The 19,525-nt window shown below is 64.4% G+C and carries 18 protein-coding genes; 5 read left to right on the forward strand and 13 right to left on the reverse strand.

Annotated features, from left to right (window positions below):
• Positions 1 to 55 precede the first annotated feature (55 nt).
• The 3 genes from atuF to TQ98_RS17695 all read left to right on the forward strand — a co-directional run bounded on the left by atuF (position 56) and on the right by TQ98_RS17695 (position 4,980).
• Positions 56 to 2,041: a geranyl-CoA carboxylase subunit apha gene (atuF, locus tag TQ98_RS17685; RefSeq protein ID WP_044870218.1), complete on the forward strand. Its 1,986-nt coding sequence runs from the start codon at positions 56 to 58 to the stop codon at positions 2,039 to 2,041.
• A 44-nt stretch (positions 2,042 to 2,085) separates the two neighbouring features.
• Entirely contained in the window at positions 2,086 to 2,910 is an 825-nt protein-coding gene (locus TQ98_RS17690; protein ID WP_044870219.1) for an NAD(P)-dependent oxidoreductase, read from the forward strand.
• A gap of 246 nt (positions 2,911 to 3,156) precedes the next feature.
• Positions 3,157 to 4,980: a long-chain-acyl-CoA synthetase gene (locus TQ98_RS17695; RefSeq protein ID WP_044870220.1), complete on the forward strand. Its 1,824-nt coding sequence runs from the start codon at positions 3,157 to 3,159 to the stop codon at positions 4,978 to 4,980.
• A 198-nt stretch (positions 4,981 to 5,178) separates the two neighbouring features.
• Here the strand turns inward: TQ98_RS17695 and TQ98_RS17700 are convergent, their stop codons facing one another.
• The 8 genes from TQ98_RS17700 to TQ98_RS17735 all read right to left on the reverse strand — a co-directional run bounded on the left by TQ98_RS17700 (position 5,179) and on the right by TQ98_RS17735 (position 12,450).
• Positions 5,179 to 5,682 (reverse strand): hypothetical protein, encoded by a 504-nt coding sequence (locus TQ98_RS17700; RefSeq protein WP_242443162.1) that lies wholly within the window; start codon positions 5,680 to 5,682, stop codon positions 5,179 to 5,181.
• A gap of 78 nt (positions 5,683 to 5,760) precedes the next feature.
• Positions 5,761 to 6,426: a hypothetical protein gene (locus TQ98_RS17705; RefSeq protein ID WP_044870221.1), complete on the reverse strand. Its 666-nt coding sequence runs from the start codon at positions 6,424 to 6,426 to the stop codon at positions 5,761 to 5,763.
• Positions 6,423 to 7,013: an RNA polymerase sigma factor gene (locus tag TQ98_RS17710; protein WP_044870222.1), complete on the reverse strand. Its 591-nt coding sequence runs from the start codon at positions 7,011 to 7,013 to the stop codon at positions 6,423 to 6,425. Before TQ98_RS17710 ends, TQ98_RS17705 begins: the two co-directional genes overlap by 4 nt.
• Before the next feature lies 1 nt (position 7,014).
• On the reverse strand, positions 7,015 to 8,739 hold the full coding sequence (locus TQ98_RS17715) for a VWA domain-containing protein (protein WP_044870223.1): 1,725 nt from the start codon (positions 8,737 to 8,739) through the stop codon (positions 7,015 to 7,017).
• A gap of 124 nt (positions 8,740 to 8,863) precedes the next feature.
• A complete protein-coding gene (locus tag TQ98_RS17720) occupies positions 8,864 to 10,297 on the reverse strand; it encodes a PLP-dependent aminotransferase family protein (RefSeq protein WP_044870224.1) in 1,434 nt (477 codons plus the stop codon).
• Between the two features lie 154 nt (positions 10,298 to 10,451).
• The gene (locus TQ98_RS17725) at positions 10,452 to 11,264 is read right to left on the reverse strand and encodes an OmpA family protein (RefSeq protein ID WP_044870225.1); all 813 of its coding nucleotides are present in this window, start codon (positions 11,262 to 11,264) and stop codon (positions 10,452 to 10,454) included.
• The gene (locus tag TQ98_RS17730; RefSeq protein WP_044870226.1) at positions 11,261 to 11,617 is read right to left on the reverse strand and encodes a DUF4398 domain-containing protein; all 357 of its coding nucleotides are present in this window, start codon (positions 11,615 to 11,617) and stop codon (positions 11,261 to 11,263) included. Before TQ98_RS17730 ends, TQ98_RS17725 begins: the two co-directional genes overlap by 4 nt.
• 14 nt (positions 11,618 to 11,631) lie before the next feature.
• Positions 11,632 to 12,450 (reverse strand): transporter substrate-binding domain-containing protein, encoded by an 819-nt coding sequence (locus TQ98_RS17735; RefSeq protein ID WP_044870227.1) that lies wholly within the window; start codon positions 12,448 to 12,450, stop codon positions 11,632 to 11,634.
• Between the two features lie 114 nt (positions 12,451 to 12,564).
• Between TQ98_RS17735 and TQ98_RS17740 the strand changes: the two genes are divergently transcribed.
• Entirely contained in the window at positions 12,565 to 13,494 is a 930-nt protein-coding gene (locus tag TQ98_RS17740) for an alpha/beta hydrolase (protein WP_044870228.1), read from the forward strand.
• 61 nt (positions 13,495 to 13,555) lie between these two features.
• On the opposite strand, the gene TQ98_RS17745 is transcribed toward TQ98_RS17740, so the two are convergent.
• Together TQ98_RS17745 and TQ98_RS17750 are read right to left on the reverse strand one after the other, a co-directional pair.
• Positions 13,556 to 14,500, reverse strand: a complete 945-nt coding sequence (locus tag TQ98_RS17745; protein ID WP_044870229.1) for an FAD-binding protein — start codon at positions 14,498 to 14,500, stop codon at positions 13,556 to 13,558.
• Entirely contained in the window at positions 14,500 to 15,249 is a 750-nt protein-coding gene (locus tag TQ98_RS17750; RefSeq protein ID WP_044870230.1) for an electron transfer flavoprotein subunit beta/FixA family protein, read from the reverse strand. Before TQ98_RS17750 ends, TQ98_RS17745 begins: the two co-directional genes overlap by 1 nt.
• Positions 15,250 to 15,568: 319 nt before the next feature.
• Between TQ98_RS17750 and TQ98_RS17755 the strand changes: the two genes are divergently transcribed.
• Positions 15,569 to 17,224 (forward strand): electron transfer flavoprotein-ubiquinone oxidoreductase, encoded by a 1,656-nt coding sequence (locus tag TQ98_RS17755; protein ID WP_044870231.1) that lies wholly within the window; start codon positions 15,569 to 15,571, stop codon positions 17,222 to 17,224.
• 51 nt (positions 17,225 to 17,275) lie between these two features.
• Here TQ98_RS17755 and TQ98_RS17760 read toward each other — a convergent pair whose 3' ends face one another.
• The 3 genes from TQ98_RS17760 to TQ98_RS17770 form a co-directional block, all read right to left on the reverse strand.
• Positions 17,276 to 17,845: a DUF1285 domain-containing protein gene (locus tag TQ98_RS17760; protein WP_044870232.1), complete on the reverse strand. Its 570-nt coding sequence runs from the start codon at positions 17,843 to 17,845 to the stop codon at positions 17,276 to 17,278.
• Positions 17,846 to 17,855: 10 nt separating this feature from the next.
• On the reverse strand, positions 17,856 to 18,458 hold the full coding sequence (locus TQ98_RS17765) for a DUF4823 domain-containing protein (protein ID WP_044870233.1): 603 nt from the start codon (positions 18,456 to 18,458) through the stop codon (positions 17,856 to 17,858).
• A 66-nt stretch (positions 18,459 to 18,524) separates the two neighbouring features.
• Positions 18,525 to 19,493: a radical SAM protein gene (locus TQ98_RS17770; protein WP_044870234.1), complete on the reverse strand. Its 969-nt coding sequence runs from the start codon at positions 19,491 to 19,493 to the stop codon at positions 18,525 to 18,527.
• Positions 19,494 to 19,525: the final 32 nt, after the last annotated feature.

Here is a 19,525-nt window from a genome sequence, read left to right on the forward strand (position 1 = left end):
ACCCTACGCAAGAACAGCCCGGACACGATCCGGGACACACCGCAGGAGCGCAGAGATGCCCAGCTTCAACAAGATCCTCATCGCCAACCGTGGCGAAATCGCCTGCCGGGTCATGCGCACCGCCCAGGCCCTCGGCTATCGCACTGTCGCCGTCTACAGCGAAGCCGATGGCGACGCCCGCCACGTGCAACTGGCGGATGAAGCGGTCTGCATCGGCCCGGCTCCGGTCGGTCAGTCGTACCTGTCAGTCCAGGCCATCATCGACGCCGCACAGAAGACCGGCGCCGAAGCCATCCACCCCGGCTACGGCTTCCTCTCCGAGAACGCCGACTTCGCCCGTGCCTGCGAAGGGGCCGGCATCACCTTCATCGGCCCGACCGTGGAAGCCATCCACCTGATGGGCAGCAAGCGCCTGTCCAAACTGGCCATGCTGGAAGCCGCGGTGCCCTGTATCCCCGGCTATGAAGGCGCCGAGCAGGACGACGCCACCCTCGCCCGGGAAGCGGCGCGCATCGGCTACCCGCTGATGATCAAGGCCAGCGCCGGCGGCGGTGGCCGTGGCATGCGCCTGGTGAACAGTCCGGACGAGCTGGCGTCGCAATTGCGCACCGCCCGCTCGGAAGCCCTGAACGCCTTCGGCAACGGCGAGCTGATCCTGGAGAAGGCAGTGCTCCGGCCACGCCATGTGGAGATTCAGGTGTTCGGCGACTGCCACGGCAACATCGTCTACCTGGGCGAGCGCGATTGCTCGGTGCAACGCCGCCACCAGAAGGTCATCGAAGAAGCCCCCTGCCCGGTGATGACGCCCGAGCTGCGCCAGGCCATGGGTGAGGCCGCGGTGAAGGCGGCACGCACGGTGAATTACATCGGCGCCGGTACGGTGGAGTTCCTGCTGGATGCCAGCGGCGCCTTCTACTTCCTGGAAATGAATACCCGCCTGCAGGTGGAGCACCCGGTTACCGAGTTGATCACCGGCCAGGACCTGGTGGCCTGGCAGATTCGCGTGGCCGAAGGCCAGCCGCTGCCGCTCAGGCAGGAGGACATCCAGCTCAACGGCCACGCCATGGAAGTGCGCCTCTATGCCGAAGACCCGGCCGCCGGCTTCCTGCCCCAGACGGGCGAAGTGCTGCGTTGGGAGCCGGCACTACTTCCGGACATCCGCATCGACCACGGTCTGGTTGAAGGCCAGACGGTGACACCCTTCTACGACCCCATGCTGGCCAAGGTGGTCGCCTGGGGCGCCACCCGCGAAGAGGCCCGGCGCAAGCTCGCCCGCGCCGTGGAGGACTGCGTGCTGCTGGGCGTGAAGGGCAACCAGCGCTTCCTCGCCGATCTGCTGCGGCACCCGCAATTCGCTGCCGGGGAAGCCACCACCGACTTCATCGGCGAGGCCTTCGGCGCCGATGCCAGCCTGAGCCCGCAGCGGGCATCCGCTTCGGAACTGGCCGTCGCCGCCGCCCTGCTCTATCAGGCTTCGGCCACCGCCAGCGCTCACCAGGGCGGCCTCGCCGGATGGCGTAGCGCAGGAAATGCGCCCTGGAACCTGATGCTGCGCCAGGGCGAGCAGAAACATGGGGTGGAACTCGCCGTGCAGGATGCCGGCCGACAGCCCCGTCTGCTGGCGAAAGTCGGCGAGACGGAAATCGCCGTCCGTCTGCTGGATGCCGATGGCCGCTGGGCGGCAGTAGAACTGGACGGTATCCGCCGCCGCGTTGCCTACCATCAACGCGCCACGCAACTGTGGCTGTTTGGCCAACACGGCAACCTGGAGCTGCAGGACGTCACCCACGAACCGGCCGGCGCCCAGAACGGTGCCGGCTCGGGCACGGTGAAGGCCCCCATGGACGGCGCCATCGTCGAAGTGCTGGTGAGCGAGGGCGAACGGGTCGGCAAGGGCCAGCTGCTGGTCGTCCTGGAGGCCATGAAGATGGAGCACCCGCTGAAGGCAGGCGTGGACGGCGTGATCCGCCGCGTGCAGGTCAGCGCTGGCGACCAGGTGAAGAGCCGCCAGTTGCTGGTCGAAGTCGAAGAAGCCCTGTAACGACCTCCTACATAAACGCCCCGAATAACAACAGGAGCATCGCGATGTCCCTTTCCGGAAAGACCCTGTTCATCACCGGCGCCAGCCGCGGCATCGGCCGCGAGATCGCCCTGCGCGCCGCAGCCGATGGCGCCAACATTGTCATCGCCGCCAAGAGCGCCGAGCCCCATCCCAAGCTGCCCGGCACCATCTTCAGCGTCGCCGAGGAAGTGGAAACCGCTGGCGGCAAGGCCCTGGCCCTGCAATTGGACGTCCGCGACGAGAACGCCGTACGCGAGGCCATGGCCAAGGCCGCCGCCCATTTCGGCGGCATCGACGCGGTGGTCAACAACGCTGGCGCCATCCGCCTGATGGGCGTCGAGCACCTGGAAGCCAAGCGTTTCGACCTGATGTACCAGATCAACACCCGCGCCGTGATGGTGTGCAGCCAGGCCGCCCTGCCCTACCTGAAGCAAAGCGCCGGCGGCCATATCCTCAACCTGTCGCCGCCGCTCAACCTGGCGCCGAAATGGTTCGCCCAGCACGGCCCCTACACCGTTACGAAATACGGCATGAGCATGCTCACCCTGGGGATGAGCGAGGAATTCAAGAAGTACGGCATCAGCGTCAACTCGCTGTGGCCGAAGACCATGATCGCCACCGCCGCCATCGAGTTCGAACTGGGCAGCCGCGACGCCTTCAAGCGCGCCCGCACCCCGGCCATCATGGCCGACGCCGCCCACGCCATCCTCTCCAGCACCGGCCGCAGCATCACCGGGCGCCTGCTGATCGATGAAGAGCTGCTGCGGGAACAGGGACAGACCGAGTTCGAGCACTACCGCTACGACCCGCAAGGCGGATCGCTGGTGCCGGATCTGTTTCTGGACTGAGCCCCGCACGAGGGCGATGAACCTGTAGGGGCGAATTCATTCGCCAAGGGCTGCGCAGCAGCCCCGTTCCCTTGTTGGGCAGGACTTCGTCCTGCTTGGCGAATGAATTCGCCCCTACAAGCGATCTCACTGCCCCAACCATTCGCCCATCTGCCCCCTCACCCCCGCACCAGGGTCATGGCGAAGGACAGGTCCGCGTCCTAGAGTGTTCCGCGCCGCTTACAACAACGACAACACGCGAGAACCATGAGCCAAGCAGAACTGATCTCCCCGCTGCGTTTCATCGCCCGCCTTCCGGCCAACCTGCCACGCCTGCCGCGCATGTTGCTGGGCCTGTACTACACCGGCATTCGCAACCGCGAGAAGGCGCTGTCCCTGGGGTGGGCCCTGGAGCGCGCGGCCCGGCGGTACCCGGAACGCCCGGCGGTGATCGACGAGCATCGCCAGCTGAGCTACGCCGACTTCAACGCCTGGAGCAATCGACTGGCCCATGCCCTGAAGTCTGAAGGGGTGGTCCACGGCAGCGTCGTCGCGGTGATGCTGGAAAACCGCATCGAGGTGTTGGCGCTGCTGGGCGCACTGGCCAAGCTGGGCGCCATTGCCGCCCTGGTGAACACCACCCAGCGGGGCAAGGTACTGAGCCACAGCCTGAACCTGGTGAAGGCGCGGCACTTTGTGGTGGGTGAGGAATTGCGCGGTGCGTTCGACGAGGTCCGCGCTGACCTGGACGATGCTCGCCGCTGCTACTGGGTGGCCGACGGCGACAGCCTGGTCGACCCCGGCACCACCCCGGCAGGCTGGCAGAACCTGATGCGTCTTGCCCTGGGCCAGTCCAGAGACAACCCGGCGGAGACCGGCGAGGTATGCCTCAAGGATGCCTGCTTCTACATCTACACCTCGGGCACCACCGGCCTGCCCAAGGCGTCCATCCTCAGTCATGGCAAGTGGATCAAGGCCTACGGCGGCTTTGGCCACTCGGGCCTGGGCCTCACCGAACGCGACGTCTTCTACCTGACGCTGCCCTGCTATCACAACAATGCGGTCACCGTGAGCTGGGCCTCGGTGCTGGCCGGTGGCGCCGCGATCGCCCTGCGCCGCAAATTCTCCGCCAGCAACTTCTGGAAGGACGTGGCCCGCTACCAGGCCACCTGCTTCGGCTACATCGGCGAGCTCTGCCGCTACTTGCTGAACCAGCCGCCCTGCGCCGAGGAACGAGGCAATACCCTGACCTGCATGATCGGCAACGGCCTGCGCCCGTCGATCTGGGCCGAGTTCAAGACGCGCTTCGGCATCGAACGGGTGATGGAGTTCTATGCCTCCAGCGAGGGCAACATCGGCTTCACCAACATTTTCAACTTCGACAACACGGTGGGCTTTTCGCCGGCCACCTTCGCCATCGTTCGCTATGACCTGGAGAACGACCGGCCCTTCCGTGATCAGCAGGGCTTCCTTCAGGAAGTGCCGGTGGGCGATTCGGGCCTGCTGATCAGCGAAATCAGCCCCAAGTGGCCATTCGACGGTTATACCGATCCCGCCAAGACCGAGGCGGTGATCCTCCGCGACGTGTTCAAGCCAGGCGATGCCTGGTTCAACACCGGCGACCTGATGCGCGGCATCGGCTGCAAGCACGTGCAGTTCGTCGACCGCCTCGGCGACACCTTCCGCTGGAAGGGCGAGAACGTATCCACCACGGAAGTCGAGAACGCCTTGGGCGCCTTCCCTGATGTGGAGGATGCAGTGGTCTACGGTGTGGAGATTCCCGGCACCAACGGCCGCTGCGGCATGGCCGCCCTACGCTTGTCGGCAGGGGCGCAGCTGGACCGCCAGGCCCTGGCCGAGCATCTGGACCGCGAACTGCCGGCCTACGCCTCACCCCTCTTCTTGCGGTTGCTGGAGGAGGTGGAGACCACGGGGACCTTCAAGTACAAGAAGGTCGACCTGAAGAAGCAGGCCTACGATCCGGAGGCAGTGAATGCCCCCCTCTTCGCCCGTCTGCCGGGAGACGCGGGTTTCCGCCCACTCGATGGCGCGCTCTATCAGGCTATCCAGCGCGGGGAGTATCGCTTCTAGGACGCACGGCGCTGAGCCTGGGGCGAATTTATTGGCTTTTGCCCCCTGCTCAACCGCGGCTTCGTGGCATGACGCCGGCACTTATCAGACGGTAGGGTGCGCCATGCGCACCGCTCCAAGGGGCAGGCCTGGAACTACGTTCAACCGCTGGTGCGCGCGGCGCACCCTACGATGTCGGCTCCTTCGCTCCGTACCTTGTCAGCGCTTGAACTCGAACTGCAGTTCCGCGCCTTCCACCGAACGCCAGTAGTCATCTTCCCGCTCGTTGGTGATCAGTTTGCCGTTGAGCTGGAAGGGGCTTTCCGGCAGAGGCTTCTCCTCGAACATCTTCGGCAGCAGAGGCTGGTCCGGCAGGTCATCGGTCGGGGAGCCCGGGGCCAGTTGATCGGCCAGGTCGCTGGGCAGGCTGAGATCGAGCTTGGCTTCCGGTTCCGACGGCTCGGTGCTCGCGGCCGCCGCCGGGTCCTTGGGCGGCTCCGGAGGGGCCGGCGGCACTGCCGCTTTGGGCGGCGGCGCGGGAGCGGGTTTGGGTTCAGGTTTGGGCGCAACCGGGGCCGGAGCCGGTGCCGAAGGCTCCGGTTGCGGGGTGGAGGACAGCGGCGGCGGTGCCGGAGGCGCCTTGGGTTTGGATGGCACGTCGTTGTCGCAGGCCGCCAGCAGGGTTAGCGCCAGGCAGGCGCAAACGAGAAGAATCGAACGCATGGGGGGATCGAGCGGAGGTGAGTGATGGCATCATGCTCCACCTTCGCCTGCTGGGTGGCAAGCCCGGCGCGATCGCGTTCAGCGGCCACGCTCGAGTTCGCGCAATTCTGCGTTGAGATCTCGCTGGGGATAGCGGCTACGCAGCGACTCCAGCAGCTTGTCCGCCTCGTCCCGCTTGCCCTCGTTCGTCAGTTTCAGCACCTGGCGCAGGCTGGCTTCCGGCTCGGGTAGCGGCACGGACTTCGCCAGGTCCGCCTTGGGTGCGGCTTCCTTCAACGGCATCGATTCCGCCTGCTGCTGAAGTTCGGCACTGCTGTCAGCCATGGCGGACTCCTTCTTCTTTTCGGCCCTCGCGGGTGGGCTGGCGTACGTCGCCGGCGCGGCCCGTGACATGGGCGCAGCCGCCGGGGCCGGCGCCGAATTGGGTGCAACGCTGGCCGGAGGTGCATCGAAGCGCTCCTGGACCTGGTCCTGAGTACGCAGGGTCAGGCTCAGGCCAATCCCCAGCGAGGCGAGGCCCGCGATGGCCACCGCCCAACGCTGGCGACCGCCCGCGCCGAACAGCCAGGCATGCAGGCGTTCGCCGAATGAAGGTCCGGGCACCGCCCGATCCTTCGCCGCCCGGGCCGCCGCCGCCAGGATGCGCTGGTCCAGTGCCGAGGGCGGCTCGTCATGGCTGTGTTGACGGTAGTGTTCGAGCAGTTCCCGTTCCATATCGTCCGGCTTGTGCGGGTCTCGGTTCATGCGGATACCTCCTCGGCCGCAGCCGGGTCGGCCAGCAGCCGACGCAACTTCTGCAACGCGTAACGCAAGCGGCTCTTTACCGTCTCGGCGGGCGTGCGGGTGAGTTCGGCAATTTCGGTCAGTTCCAGGTCGCCATGGGCGCGTAACAGGAAGACCTCGCGCTGTTCCCCTGGCAGCTCGTCCAGCGCCGCACGCAAGCGCTGCTGGTCCTGGCTGAGGGCGAGTTCCTGCTCGGGGTCGGGGCTGTTGCCCGGCAGAGCATCACCGTGCAGGACCTCGTCGAAAGCTTCTTCGCGCCCCTGCTGTCGACCGTGCTTGCGCCAGTGATCGATCAGGCGGTTGCGGGCGATCTGGTAGAGCCAGGTCTTGAAGCTGGCCTGGCCACGCTGCTCCGATTCGCTGCGGATCAGGTTCAACCAGGTTTCCTGGAAGATTTCCTCGGCCAGGGCAGCGTCGCCGCACAGCCCGCAGAGAAAACGGTAGAGGCCGAGGCGATGGCGCGCGTAGAGCACGCCAAAGGCCTCGGCATCGCCGTTGCGGTAACGCCGCAGCAAGGCGGCGTCGTCGTCCGTGAGTGTCGCGTTCACGTCATTCCTTCCGCGCTTGGGATGGGGCGGGAGTTTGCAGGCTTTGGGCGAGTTCCACCAGTTGCACGAACTCCCCGCGCAGGCCGAAACGGTCCTCGCCACGGGCGCCACGCGCCAGGTTGGCGGAGTCGGCCAGGCCGAAGTTACCGGTGTACTGACCACCCTTGAGCTGTTGGGCAAAGGCCGCCACGGACGCGGCGAAGCGCAGGTCCTCGCTGGCCTCGGCCACGCCAGGCACCTTGCCAACGGCAATGGGCCGCTCCAGCAGGCGGCTCTGTTCCGAGCCAGGCGCCTTGTAACGTACCCGCAGCCAGGCCAGTTCCCCCGCCTTGCTCTCGGCCTTGGCGCCCGCCTGGTAGCGCAGGGGGTCCAGCCAGCCCTTGGCGCCGGCAGGGACGATTTCATACAGCGCGGTGATGGTATGCCCGGCACCGATTTCCCCGGCATCCACCTTGTCGTTGTTGAAATCTTCCCGCTTCAGGGCACGGTTTTCGTAGCCCAGCAGGCGGTATTCGCTGACTTCGGCAGGGTTGAACTCCAGTTGCAGCTTCACGTCCCGGGCCACTACCGACAGGGTCGAGCTGAGCTGATCCACCAGCACTTTGCGCGCTTCCCGCAGATTGTCGATGTAGGCGTAGTTGCCGTCGCCGGCGTCGGCCAGTTGCTCCATCAGTCGCTCGTTCAGGTTGTCCACGCCAAACCCCAGGGTGGTGAGGGACACCCCGCCCTTGCGCTTCTGCGCGGCCAGTTGCTTGAGGCTCTCGAAGTCGCTGATGCCCACATTGAAGTCACCGTCGGTGGCCAGCAGGATGCGGTTGATCCCGTTCGGCATCAGGCCCTTCTGCGCTTCGGCGTAGGCCAGTTGGATGCCTGATTCGCCCGCCGTGGAGCCACCGGCGTTGAGCTGCTCGATGGCGGCGCGGATCTTGGTCTTCTCGCTGCCGGGGGTGGACTCCAGCACTACCCTCGCCTCTCCGGCATAGGTGACCAGGGAGACGCGGTCCTGGGGGCGCAATTGATCCACCAGCAGTTTGAGGGTGCCCTGGACCATGGGCAGGCCTTCGCGCCGGTCCATGGAGCCGGAAACATCCACGAGGAACACGAGGTTGGCCGGTGGCAGTTGCTGGACGCTGCTGTCGGAGGCCTTGATCGCGACCCTCAGCAATCGGGTCTGCGGGTTCCAGGGCGTCTGGGCCAATTCGACGCCGATACCGAAGGGGACATCGCCTTCCGGCTGCGGATAGCGGTAGGGGAAGTAATTGACCATCTCCTCCAGGCGCACCGCGTCCGCTGGCGGCAGCTGGCCGTCATTGAGGAATCGCCGCACGTTGGCAAAGCTGCCGGTATCGACATCAATGCTGAAGGTGGAGACCGGCTCGCTGGCCACGGCGTGGACCGGGTTGTCCGCCAGATGCTGGTACTGCTCGCGGGGCACGTCGCGGTAACCCGGCAGGCTGGCGTCGACCATGGGCGCCGGTGCGGCCATGGGCATCTGCTGCGCCTCGGCGGCGTAATCGGCGCGCTTGGCCATCGAAGCCGGCGCACGGGGACTGACCTCTTCGCGCAGCAACGGCGCCGGTTGGCTCGACGCAGGGGATGGAGCCTCGGCCTTTCCGGTTTCCGGTGTCGAGGCATCCTGGGCACTGCAGGCCGTCAGGGCCAGCAGCAGTCCGGCGGTGAAGCCGGCCGCCAGGGGTTGGTGCTGAAGAAAACGGTGGCTGGACATGGACGCCTCCTGGGAGCGAATGAGCCATTCGCACCAGTAGACGGACGCACTCGCCTGAACGGGTTAAGGCTGCGTTGATTTCTGCAGGGGGCTGCTTAGCAGCCCTTGGCGAATGAGTTCGCCCCTACAGGCCCGCTTCCTGGCAGAGCTGCCGGGCGAGCATGCCGAGGGTCATGATTGCCCGCTCGGCCTCGCGGTTCCATGGAATGCCGCAATTCAGCCGGACGCAGTGGTTGAACTGCTCGGTGTTACTGAAGATCAGCCCCGGGGCGATGCTGATGCCCTGCTGCAAGGCGCGCACGTGCAGGTCCTTGGTATTCACCTTGGCCGGCAGGCTGATCCAGAGGATGAAGCCACCATTGGGGCGGGTGATCTGGGTGCCTTCGGGGAAATACTGCTGCACCCCCAACTGGAACGCCGTGAGATTCTTCCGGTACTCCTGGCGGATATAGCGCAGGTGCCGGTCGTAACCGCCGTTCTCCAGGTAGGCCGCCACGCCCATCTGGGTGACGCTGCACGCCGAGTGGGTGCTGAAGGTCTGCAGGCGCTGGATTTCGGCCTGGTACTTGCCGGCGACCATCCAGCCAATGCGCACGCCCGGGGACAGGGTCTTGGAGAAGCTGGAGCAGTAGATGACCCGGTCGTCCAGGTCGTACGCCTTGATCGCCTTGGACGGGCCCTGGTCGAACATCAGTTCGCCGTAGATGTCGTCTTCGATGATCTGGATGTCGAAGTCCGAGGACAGACGCAGCAGCTGCTTCTGGCGATCCTCCGGAATGGTGCCGCCCAGGGGATTGCTCAGCCGCGCGGTCAGCACCAGGGCCTTGATCGGCCACTGGTTGGCGGCCAGTTGCAGGGCTTCCAGGCTGATGCCGGTGGTCGGGTCGCTGGGGATCTCGATCACCTTCAGGCCAAGCAGGTCGGCCAATTGCAGCAGCCCGTAGTAAGTGGGCGACTCCGTGGCGATCAGGTCGCCCGGACGGGTCAGTACCCGCAGGCTCATCTGCAGGGCATCCACGCAACCGTGGGTGATCACCACTTCACTCGGGTCCACGACCACGCCGGCATCGCGCATGCGGATCGCCACCTGGCGGCGCAGCGGCTCGAATCCGGGGCTGAACATGTAGCTGAACGCGCGCGGGCTGTGGAAGCGGGTGACCTTGGCCAGTTGCTGGTGCAGGGTGCGCACCGGCAGGTAGTCGACGTGAGGCACGGCTGCGCCCAGCGGGAACACGCCTTCGCGGCGGGACTCGGCCAGGACTTGCTGGATGATGCTGGCGCGGGTCACCAGGCCGGGACGCTCGACGCGGGCGATATCCGGGGTGGACGCGGTCAGGGCCGGCGTCTGGTGCACGTAGAAGCCGGATTGCGGACGGGCGCGGATCAGGCCCTGGTCCTCGAGGCTGGCATAGGCCTGCAGCACCGTGGCGTGGCTGACACTGAGCTGGGAGCTGAGCTTGCGCACCGAGGGTACGCGCTCGCCGGGCTGGTAGACGCCACGGCGGATGTCATCGGCCAATTGCTGGGCGATGCGTTGGTAGAGCAACAGATTGGTCATGACGGTGGCACCTGTATCGCTGGACCGAAACACTATCCGAACACTTTTAAACTGAACCGGTACAGATCGGAAAAGTGTGGGCGATACAGTGCAATTGTCCAGGCACGAAAAAACCCCGGCGCCGAACGGCAACCGGGGCTTCGTTGGTATGGGTCTAGCGGGCTGGGCCGAGCTCGCCCTTCTCGTTGGAGAAGACGATCTCTACGCGGCGGTTCTGCGCCCGGCCACGGTTGGAGGCATTCTCTGCCACGGGGAAGGCTTCGCCGTAACCCTGCACCTGGATGCGCTTGGTGTCGATGCCAAGGTCGATCAGGGCGTCCGCTACCGACTGGGCACGGTCGGTGGACAGTTTGAGATTGTCCGGCTTGCTGCCGCTACTGTCGGTGTAGCCCTCGATGCGCACCACGCGCCGGGGGTTGAGCTGAAGAAACTGCACCAGCTTGAGTACCGTCCGATTCGCCGAAGCCTTGAGGTCAGCGCGGCCGGTATCGAAGAGCACATCGCCGAGGGTCATCACCAGGCCACGGTCGGTTTCGGTGGCGGCCAGAGCGATCATCTGTTCTTCCAGCCACTTGCCCTGCTGCTGCACGCTCATCAGCTTGGCTTCGCGCAGGGCCAGTTGCAGGCGCTCGCGCTCCAGTTGCAGCTTGGCGGCCTGGGTCTGGTTCTGGTTCTGCTCGCTGTGCTGGCTGGCGATTTCGCTGTAGCGCTGGCTGAGGTAGGCGTAGTGCGCGACATCGGCGTCGTTGCCCCAGTAGCTGGACAGACGTTCTGCGCGGGCCAGGGACTCCCCGGCGCGAATGACATCCTTGGGGGCGCTGCTGAGGACGTTCTGGTCCTCCTTGACCTTCTGGAACATCTGCCGGGCCTGCTCAAGGCTCTGCTCGGACTGTTGCTGGCTGGCGCAGCCGCCGAGGACGCCGAGGCTGCACAGCAGGCCGATGCTCAATGCATGATTCCGCTTCACTGGACATCTCCCAACTGCTTGCGCAGGCGATTGATACGCGCCGTCAGCTCGGCCAGTTGGTCCTGGCTTTTCTTCGTCAGCACCTTGGCTTCGGCCAAACGGGCGTCCAGTTCCGCTTCCTCAGCCAGGACGCGGGCACGCTTGTAGTCCTGCTCGCCCATGTTCTTTTCAGCCCGCGCGAGTTTTTCCTGGGCGAGCTTCATTTCCTCGATCTGTTCAGTGGCGCCCACAGCCTGGGCCTGCTCCACCGCCTTCTGGGTAAGGCGCATCTGCTCGACCGGCGCCGGGTCGTTGGCGCAGCCCGCCAGGGCCAGCACGGCCAGGCCGGCAGCAAACAGGGGTGTCTTGCTCACGAGAGGATTCCTAATCATTCGGGGGTGGCGACGGGCTGCATCTGCAGCGCCTTCCACCGTTCCAGGTTGCGCTGCAGCAGGGTTTCCGGGACCCCGGCGGCGACCAATTCTGTCATTTTTTTCGCCAGCTGTCCGCGCAGCCAGGGGTCGTTGCAGGCCGAGTTGTGGGACAGGGTCAGGTACAGACCTTCACTGGAAATAGGTGGTTCCAGCGCCACCAGGTCGTCGGCCATGCCCAGGGTGTCGGCAAGGACCAGACCCGGGTAGCGCTCGTAGAGCACATAGTCGGTCCGCTCCAGCAGGAGCTTCTGGTAGGCCTGGGTCAGGCTGGGTACTTCTTCGAGCTTGAGGTTTTCCTTGGCGAAGCGGTCAAAGGCCTCGCCGAAGCTGTTCTTCACCAGGGTACCGCCGGTGTGGTTGCGCAGGTCGTCCCAGCCGGCGTAGGGGAACGCCTTGTCGCGCTTCACCCAGACCACGCTCTGGGCCTGGAGGAAGGCCGGGTGGACGTAGTCCATGGTTTCCAGGCGCGGCAGGGTGAGAAAGGCACCGGCGATCAGGTCGACCCGACCGGTGCGAACTTCGTCCTGGGCGCGGGACCAGGGACCGGTGTAGAGGATGTCCACCTTGACGCCAAGCTCCTTGCCAATCTGCTTGAGCAGGTCGGCATTGGCGCCTATCAATTGCTTGGGATTTTCAGGATCGCGCCAGAGATAAGGGGGATACTCGGGATTGCCGGTCGCCACCAGGCGCTCGCACTTCCCTGCGGCCTGCCCCAACCCGGGCAGCAGACAGAGCGCGAGGAGCAGGGAGGCAAGGTGTAGTCGGCTTGGCATCTGAGGTTTCCCGGACTGGACATTCGATTGGCCGCGTGGAGGCGGCGTCGCCTGACGCGAGCTTCATGCTAGCGTACTGGCGGTTGGAAGAACTGCTCGCGATAAGGAAGCGTCATGAAGAAACTCATTACCGCAGTCCTCATTTTACTGGCGGCTGCGGCAGCAACGCTCTATTTCTCCCCTGCGGCCCTGACGACAAGCGTCCGGCTGGTTGAGCGCCAGTTCGCCGGGCTGTCGGAGCGGCAGGTCGCGCTGGGCGATCTTAGCATCCATTACTACGAGGGCGGCCCGGCCAAGGGCGAAACCATCTTGATGATCCATGGCTTCGGCGCGAACAAGGACAACTGGCTGCGCTTCGCCCGGCACTTCACCCGGCGCTATCACGTCATCGCCCTGGACCTGCCTGGCTTCGGTGACAGCGATCGGCCTGCCGGCAGTTACGACGTCGGCACCCAGACGGAGCGCCTGGAGTCCTTCGTCAAAACCCTGGAGCTGGGCAAGGTGCATCTGGTGGGCAACTCCATGGGCGGCCATATCGCCGGGATCTTCGCGGCACGCTACCCGCAGCAGGTGCGCAGCCTCGCCTTGTTCGACAACGCCGGCATCACTGCGCCGAAAGAGAGCGAGCTGTTCCGCCTGATCGAAAGCGGCCAGCCCAACCCGCTGGTGGTGCGCAGTGCCGGGGATTTCCAGCGCATGCTCGATTTCGTCTTCGTCGAGCCTCCGCCGCTGCCCGCCTCAGTCAAGGCCTACCTGGCCGAGCAGTCCATCGCCAACGAAAAGCACTATGACGAGGTGTTCCGCCAGCTCCGGGAGCGGTACATACCGCTGGAGCCGGAGCTGCCCCGTATCGAAGCCCCTACCCTGCTGCTCTGGGGCGACCGCGATCGGGTCCTGGACATCTCCAGCATCGAGGTGATGAAGCCACTGCTGAAGAAACCCAGCGTGGTGATCATGGCGAACTGCGGCCATGCGCCCATGCTCGAAAGGCCGGAGGAATCCGCCCGCCATTACCAGGCCTTCCTCGACGCGAGCCACAGCTGACGCCCAATAAAAAACCCGCTCCGAGGAGCGGGTTTTCTGTACGGCAGACCGGGAAGCGCTATTACAGCAGCTTTTCCAGTTCCGGTACGGCTTCGAACAGGTCAGCCACCAGGCCGTAGTCAGCCACCTGGAAGATCGGGGCTTCTTCGTCCTTGTTGATCGCGACGATGACCTTGGAGTCCTTCATGCCGGCCAGGTGCTGGATGGCACCGGAGATACCCACGGCAATGTACAGCTGCGGGGCGACAATCTTGCCGGTCTGGCCGACCTGCATGTCGTTCGGCACGAAGCCGGCGTCGACTGCGGCACGGGACGCGCCGACAGCGGCGCCCAGCTTGTCGGCCAGGGCGTACAGGTGCTTGAAGTTCTCGCCGTTCTGCATGCCGCGGCCGCCGGAAACGACGATCTTGGCAGCGGTCAGTTCCGGACGATCGGACTTGGCCAGCTCTTCGCCGACGAAGGCGGACTTGCCGGCGTCGGAGACGGTGCCCACAGCCTCGACGGCAGCGGAGCCGCCTTCAGCGGCGGCAGCGTCGAAACCGGTGGTACGCACGGTGATCACTTTCACGGCCGCGCTGGATTGCACGGTAGCGATGGCGTTACCGGCGTAGATCGGGCGCTTGAAGGTGTCGGCGCTTTCTACGGCGATGATCTCGGAGATCTGGTCGACGTCCAGCAGAGCGGCTACGCGCGGCAGGTAGTTCTTGCCGTTGGTGGTGGCCGGAGCCAGCACGTGGCTGTAGCCATTGCCCCCCTGCTCTTTCACAAGCAGCGCGATCAGCGGAGCGACGTTTTCCGGCAGCTGATGCGCGTAGGCGGCGTTGTCGGCTACCAGCACCTTGGACACGCCAGCGATCTTGGCAGCGGCTTCGGCGGCAGCGCCGACGCCCTGGCCAGCGACCAGCACGTGAATGTCACCACCGATTTTCTGGGCGGCGGTCACGGTGTTGAGGGTGGCGGCTGCCAGGGCGGCGTTAGTGTGTTCAGCAACAACCAGGATAGCCATCAGATTACCTTCGCCTCGTTCTTCAGTTTATCGACCAGTTCAGCCACGGACTTGACCTTGATACCAGCCTGGCGGGCGGCCGGTGCTTCAACTTTCAGGGTCTTGACGGTGGAAGCGGTGGAAACACCCAGGGCATCCGGGGTTACCACGTCCAGCGGCTTCTTCTTGGCTTTCATGATGTTCGGCAGCGACGCGTAGCGCGGCTCGTTCAGGCGCAGGTCGGTGGTGACGATCGCCGGCAGGTTCAGCGCAACGGTCTGCAGACCGCCGTCGATTTCACGGGTGACGTTGACCTTGTCGCCAGCAACGATGACCTTGGAGGCGAAGGTGCCTTGGGCGTAGCCGGTCAGGGCGCCCAGCATCTGGCCGGTCTGGTTGTTGTCGCTGTCGATGGCCTGCTTGCCGAGGATGACCAGCTGAGGCTGTTCCTTGTCCACCACGGCTTTCAGCGCCTTGGCGACGGCCAGGGAGTTCAGCTCGTCGTTGGACTCGACCAGGATGGCGCGATCGGCGCCCAGGGCCAGGGCAGTACGCAGCTGCTCTTGAGCGGTGTTCGGACCGATGGTGACGACGACGATTTCACTCGCTACGCCTTTTTCTTTCAGACGGACGGCTTCTTCTACGGCAATTTCGCAGAAGGGGTTCATCGACATCTTCACGTTGGCGAGGTCGACGCCGGAGTTGTCCGCCTTGACGCGGACTTTGACGTTGTAGTCGACCACTCGTTTGACAGCTACAAGAACCTTCATGGATTCCTCGTTACTCTCCGGTTAATAAGAATGTCGCCAAGACGAGCCTGGCCAGTGATGCTGGTCGGCCGGAACCGACTCTCAGCCCAGACAGCGAGCGCAAAACCGCCCGTATCTTGACCGTATCGCCTATTCCGGTCAATACAGCAAAATGACCCGTCATAAGCCGCAGAGCCTTATGCTATCAGGGTTTCACAAAATTCAAACAAACGTTTGTATTGGACCAGCCAATGGGTCTGGATATAATGCGCCGGCTCAGGTCAGGGATTGAGCCTAGCCCTCCAACACAAAATATCGAAGAGCCTTGAGGAGATTGACTGTGGAACGCGAATACATGGAATTCGACGTCGTCATCGTCGGTGCCGGCCCTGCTGGCCTGTCCGCCGCGTGCCGACTGAAGCAGAAGGCCGCTGACGCTGGTCAGGAGATCAGCGTATGTGTGGTCGAGAAGGGTTCCGAGGTCGGTGCCCACATCCTCTCTGGCGCCGTATTCGAACCGCGAGCCCTTAACGAGCTTTTCCCTGACTGGAAAGACCTGGGCGCCCCGCTGAACACTCCGGTAGCGCGCGACGACATCTATATGCTCAAGGATGCCGACTCCGCAATCAAGGTACCCGGCCTCTTCGTGCCCAAGACCATGCACAACGAGGGCAACTATATCATTTCCCTGGGCAATCTCTGCCGCTGGCTCGCACAGCAGGCCGAAGGCCTGGGCGTAGAGATCTACCCGGGCTTCGCCGCCCAGGAAGCGCTGATCGACGAGAACGGCGTGGTGCGCGGCATCATCACTGGCGACCTCGGTGTGGACCGCGAGGGCAACCCGAAAGAGGGTTACTACACCCCCGGCATGGAACTGCGCGCCAAGTACACCCTGTTCGCCGAAGGCTGCCGTGGCCACATCGGCAAGCAGCTGATCAAGAAGTACAAGCTGGACTCCGAAGCCGACGCCCAGCACTACGGCATCGGCATCAAGGAAATCTGGGACATCGACCCGGCCAAACACCAGCCCGGCCTGGTAGTCCACACAGCCGGCTGGCCGCTGAACGACGAGAACCCGGGCGGTTCCTTCCTCTATCACCTGGAAAACAACCAGGTGGTCGTCGGCCTGATCATCGACCTGTCCTACAGCAACCCCTTCCTGTCGCCCTTCGACGAGTTCCAGCGCTACAAGCACCACCCGGTGATCAAGCAGTACCTGGAAGGTGGCAAGCGTGTGGCGTACGGCGCCCGCGCCATCTGCAAAGGCGGCCTGAACTCCCTGCCGAAGATGGTCTTCCCGGGCGGCGCGCTGATCGGCTGCGACCTGGGCACCCTGAACTTCGCCAAGATCAAGGGCAGCCACACCGCCATGAAGTCCGGCATGCTGGCCGCCGAAGCCGTGGCCGCTGCCCTGGCCGCCGGCAAGGAAGGTGGTGATGAGCTGACCGGTTACGTCGATGCCTTCAAGTCCAGCTGGCTGTACGACGAGCTGTTCCGCAGCCGCAACTTCGGTGCCGCGATCCACAAGTTCGGCGCGCTGGTGGGAGGTGCATTCAACTACATCGACCAGAACTGGTTCGGTGGCAAGATCCCGGTCACTCTGCATGACAACAAGCCGGACTACGCCTGCCTGAAGCCGGCCGCCCAGTCCCAGCGCATCGAGTACCCGAAGCCGGACGGCAAGCTCAGCTTCGACAAGCTCAGCTCGGTATTCCTCTCCAACACCAACCATGAAGAGGAACAACCCTGCCACCTGAAGCTGGCTGACGCGAGCATTCCGATCGGGAAGAACCTGCCGCTGTACGATGAACCGGCACAGCGTTACTGCCCGGCTGGCGTGTACGAAGTCGTGACCCAGGAAGACGGCGCCAAGCGCTTCCAGATCAACGCCCAGAACTGCGTGCACTGCAAGACCTGCGACATCAAGGACCCGGCCCAGAACATCACCTGGGTAGCCCCGGAAGGCACCGGCGGCCCGAACTACCCCAACATGTAAGCAGTCACGAAAAAGGCTCCCTCGGGAGCCTTTTTTGTTTTCGCCTTCCAGCTATTCCGGCAACGGGCCGATCGGGAAGAACTCCCCGCCGCTCCAGACGCCGAGCCAGGTGACGCCGTCGAGCTCGCGCGGCTCGGCCAGCTCCACCAACTGGTAGAAGACGTTGCGATGGATCAGCGCTTCCAGGTTGGTGCGCACCAGCACATAGGGCGACGGCTCCTGGGTTTCCGGATCCAGCTCGACGCGCAACGGGTGCGCGGCTCCGGCTACCACCTCATCCTCGACATTGGTGACGAAGCGCAGCTGCTGCGCCTCCCCTACCCCTTCGACCTGCAGCTCCACGACAACGAATGGCGCATCGTCGACCTGAATCCCCACCTTCTCCACCGGCGTCACCAGGAAGTAATCCTCGCCGTCCTTGCGGATCACGCTGGAGAACAGCTTCACCATCGGTTTCCGGCCGATGGGCGTGCCCAGGTAGAACCAGGTGCCATCGCGGGCGATACGCATGTCGATGTCCCCGCAGAACGGCGGGTCCCACAGGTGCACAGGCGCACCGCCCGGCTTGTCGCCCTTGGGAATCTGCGCCAGCAGGTCACCGGCCTTGCCGGGATCGCTCATTTCAATCTCCTCAACGACTCAAGCCGAGCAGGCTGCGGGCATATTCTTCCAGCGGCGGACCAATCAGGTCTTCGGGCTTGGAGTCGTAGAACGTCAGAAAACCGCCACGATTGCGAATACTCGCCGTATCCACCAGGTAGCGGGTATTGGTTTCGATCAGCATCAATTGGATGACCCCGTGGTCGCGCCCAACGCGATCAAGGGCCTCCTGGTCTTCCCATTCTTCCACCGTTCCGATCCGGTCGTCGGCACTGGCGAAACGGGCATAGAGCAGGTAGTGCGCGCCCAGCGCACGGGCCTGGCTCATGGCCTCTTCCAGGCCGGCCGGCCCCTGGGCGCGACGCACCATGGGGAAGTAATCGACAAAGCCATTGAACGCCTCCTCCGCCACCACATTGGGCCGCGGATAGGCCGAGCCCGGCGGTACGAAATAGCCCTGGGCGATGTAGATGAAGGAGTCCGGCTGGAGGCGCCACGGGCTGGCGCGGCGGGTTTCGCTGTGGTCCAGGAAACCCGCATCGCTCAGCTGTTCGCGGGTGCCTTCGGCCATGTCACTGACTTTCATGCAGCCCACGAGGCCCAGAATCGTCAGCAACAGAATCAAGCTACGCATCGTATGTCCTCCAAGCACCGGCGACGAAAATCCGGCGGATAGAGAACCAATGCAGCTTCCGCGCCATCAACCACCAATGATCTTCATCACGGTAACGCCACCGGAGAAGGCGATGTCCTGCTTGTCGGCAAGCGCCTTGACCAGCAGCCGCTGAAGGGCAGGCAGTGCCTCGTGCCGGGGCTTCTCCAACAGGTCACCGATGTAGTGCCGATTACTGGAGGACAGGCAACCATGGAGCCAGCCGGTAGAGGACAGGCGCAAGCGCGAGCATGTACGACAGAACGGCACGCTCTCGTTGGCGATTACGCCAAAGTAGCCCTCTCCCGGAACCCGATAGCGCAATGCAGTGGCGTCCAAGGGCGCATCGGCCTGGACGAATTCATGAGTGGTGCGAATCAGCGACAGCAATTCTTCCAGCCCTACGAACTGCTGGTGGAACGCATTGGGATCGCGAGCCAGGTGCCCCATGCGCATCAGCTCGATGAAGCGCAGTTCGAAGCCACGCTCCAGACAGTAATCCAGCAACGGCAGGACCTGATCGAGATTCTTGCCGCGCAGCGGAACCATGTTGATCTTGATCTTCAGACCAGCCGCCCGCGCCTCCTCCAGCCCCTTGAGCACGGTGGGCAGATCGCCGCCACGCGCGATGCTCCGGAACTCGTCGGCATCCAGGGTATCGAGGGAAATATTCAGGCGGCGGATGCCGCAATCCAGCAACAGCGGCAGCTTGCGGGAAAGCAGCTGCCCATTGCTGGTCAGGCTGATGTCATCCAGCCCGAGCTTGCTGACTTCATGGAGGAATGGATCGAGCTTGGGGCTCACCAGGGGCTCGCCGCCGGTGATGCGCAGGCGCTCGATGCCTGCTGCTTCAATGAGGTACGCCACGCCGCGCACCATGGCCTCGGCCGAGAGTTCATCCTGGGCCGCCACCAGGCGTTTGCCATCCGGTACACAGTAGGTGCAGGCGTAATTGCAGGCGGCGGTGAGGCTGATGCGCAGGTTGCGGAAGCGCCTGCCTTGGCGGTCAACGATCATGGGACGCTCCGGCATGTGATAAGCCGGAGTAT

This window comes from Pseudomonas sp. LFM046 (assembly GCF_000949385.2).
Lineage (GTDB): Bacteria > Pseudomonadota > Gammaproteobacteria > Pseudomonadales > Pseudomonadaceae > Metapseudomonas.

Coding starts and splice junctions, on each gene's coding strand:
- TQ98_RS17760 (WP_044870232.1), bottom strand. CDS start 17,845: ATGAGCGATCCCGGCAAGGCCGGTGACCTGCTGGCGCAGATTCCCAAG.
- atuF (WP_044870218.1), top strand. CDS start 56: ATGCCCAGCTTCAACAAGATCCTCATCGCCAACCGTGGCGAAATCGCC.
- TQ98_RS17765 (WP_044870233.1), bottom strand. CDS start 18,458: ATGCGTAGCTTGATTCTGTTGCTGACGATTCTGGGCCTCGTGGGCTGC.
- TQ98_RS17705 (WP_044870221.1), bottom strand. CDS start 6,426: ATGAACCGAGACCCGCACAAGCCGGACGATATGGAACGGGAACTGCTC.
- TQ98_RS17735 (WP_044870227.1), bottom strand. CDS start 12,450: ATGCCAAGCCGACTACACCTTGCCTCCCTGCTCCTCGCGCTCTGTCTG.
- TQ98_RS17750 (WP_044870230.1), bottom strand. CDS start 15,249: ATGAAGGTTCTTGTAGCTGTCAAACGAGTGGTCGACTACAACGTCAAA.
- TQ98_RS17715 (WP_044870223.1), bottom strand. CDS start 8,739: ATGTCCAGCCACCGTTTTCTTCAGCACCAACCCCTGGCGGCCGGCTTC.
- TQ98_RS17690 (WP_044870219.1), top strand. CDS start 2,086: ATGTCCCTTTCCGGAAAGACCCTGTTCATCACCGGCGCCAGCCGCGGC.
- TQ98_RS17720 (WP_044870224.1), bottom strand. CDS start 10,297: ATGACCAATCTGTTGCTCTACCAACGCATCGCCCAGCAATTGGCCGAT.
- TQ98_RS17700 (WP_242443162.1), bottom strand. CDS start 5,682: ATGCGTTCGATTCTTCTCGTTTGCGCCTGCCTGGCGCTAACCCTGCTG.
- TQ98_RS17695 (WP_044870220.1), top strand. CDS start 3,157: ATGAGCCAAGCAGAACTGATCTCCCCGCTGCGTTTCATCGCCCGCCTT.
- TQ98_RS17740 (WP_044870228.1), top strand. CDS start 12,565: ATGAAGAAACTCATTACCGCAGTCCTCATTTTACTGGCGGCTGCGGCA.
- TQ98_RS17745 (WP_044870229.1), bottom strand. CDS start 14,500: ATGGCTATCCTGGTTGTTGCTGAACACACTAACGCCGCCCTGGCAGCC.
- TQ98_RS17770 (WP_044870234.1), bottom strand. CDS start 19,493: ATGATCGTTGACCGCCAAGGCAGGCGCTTCCGCAACCTGCGCATCAGC.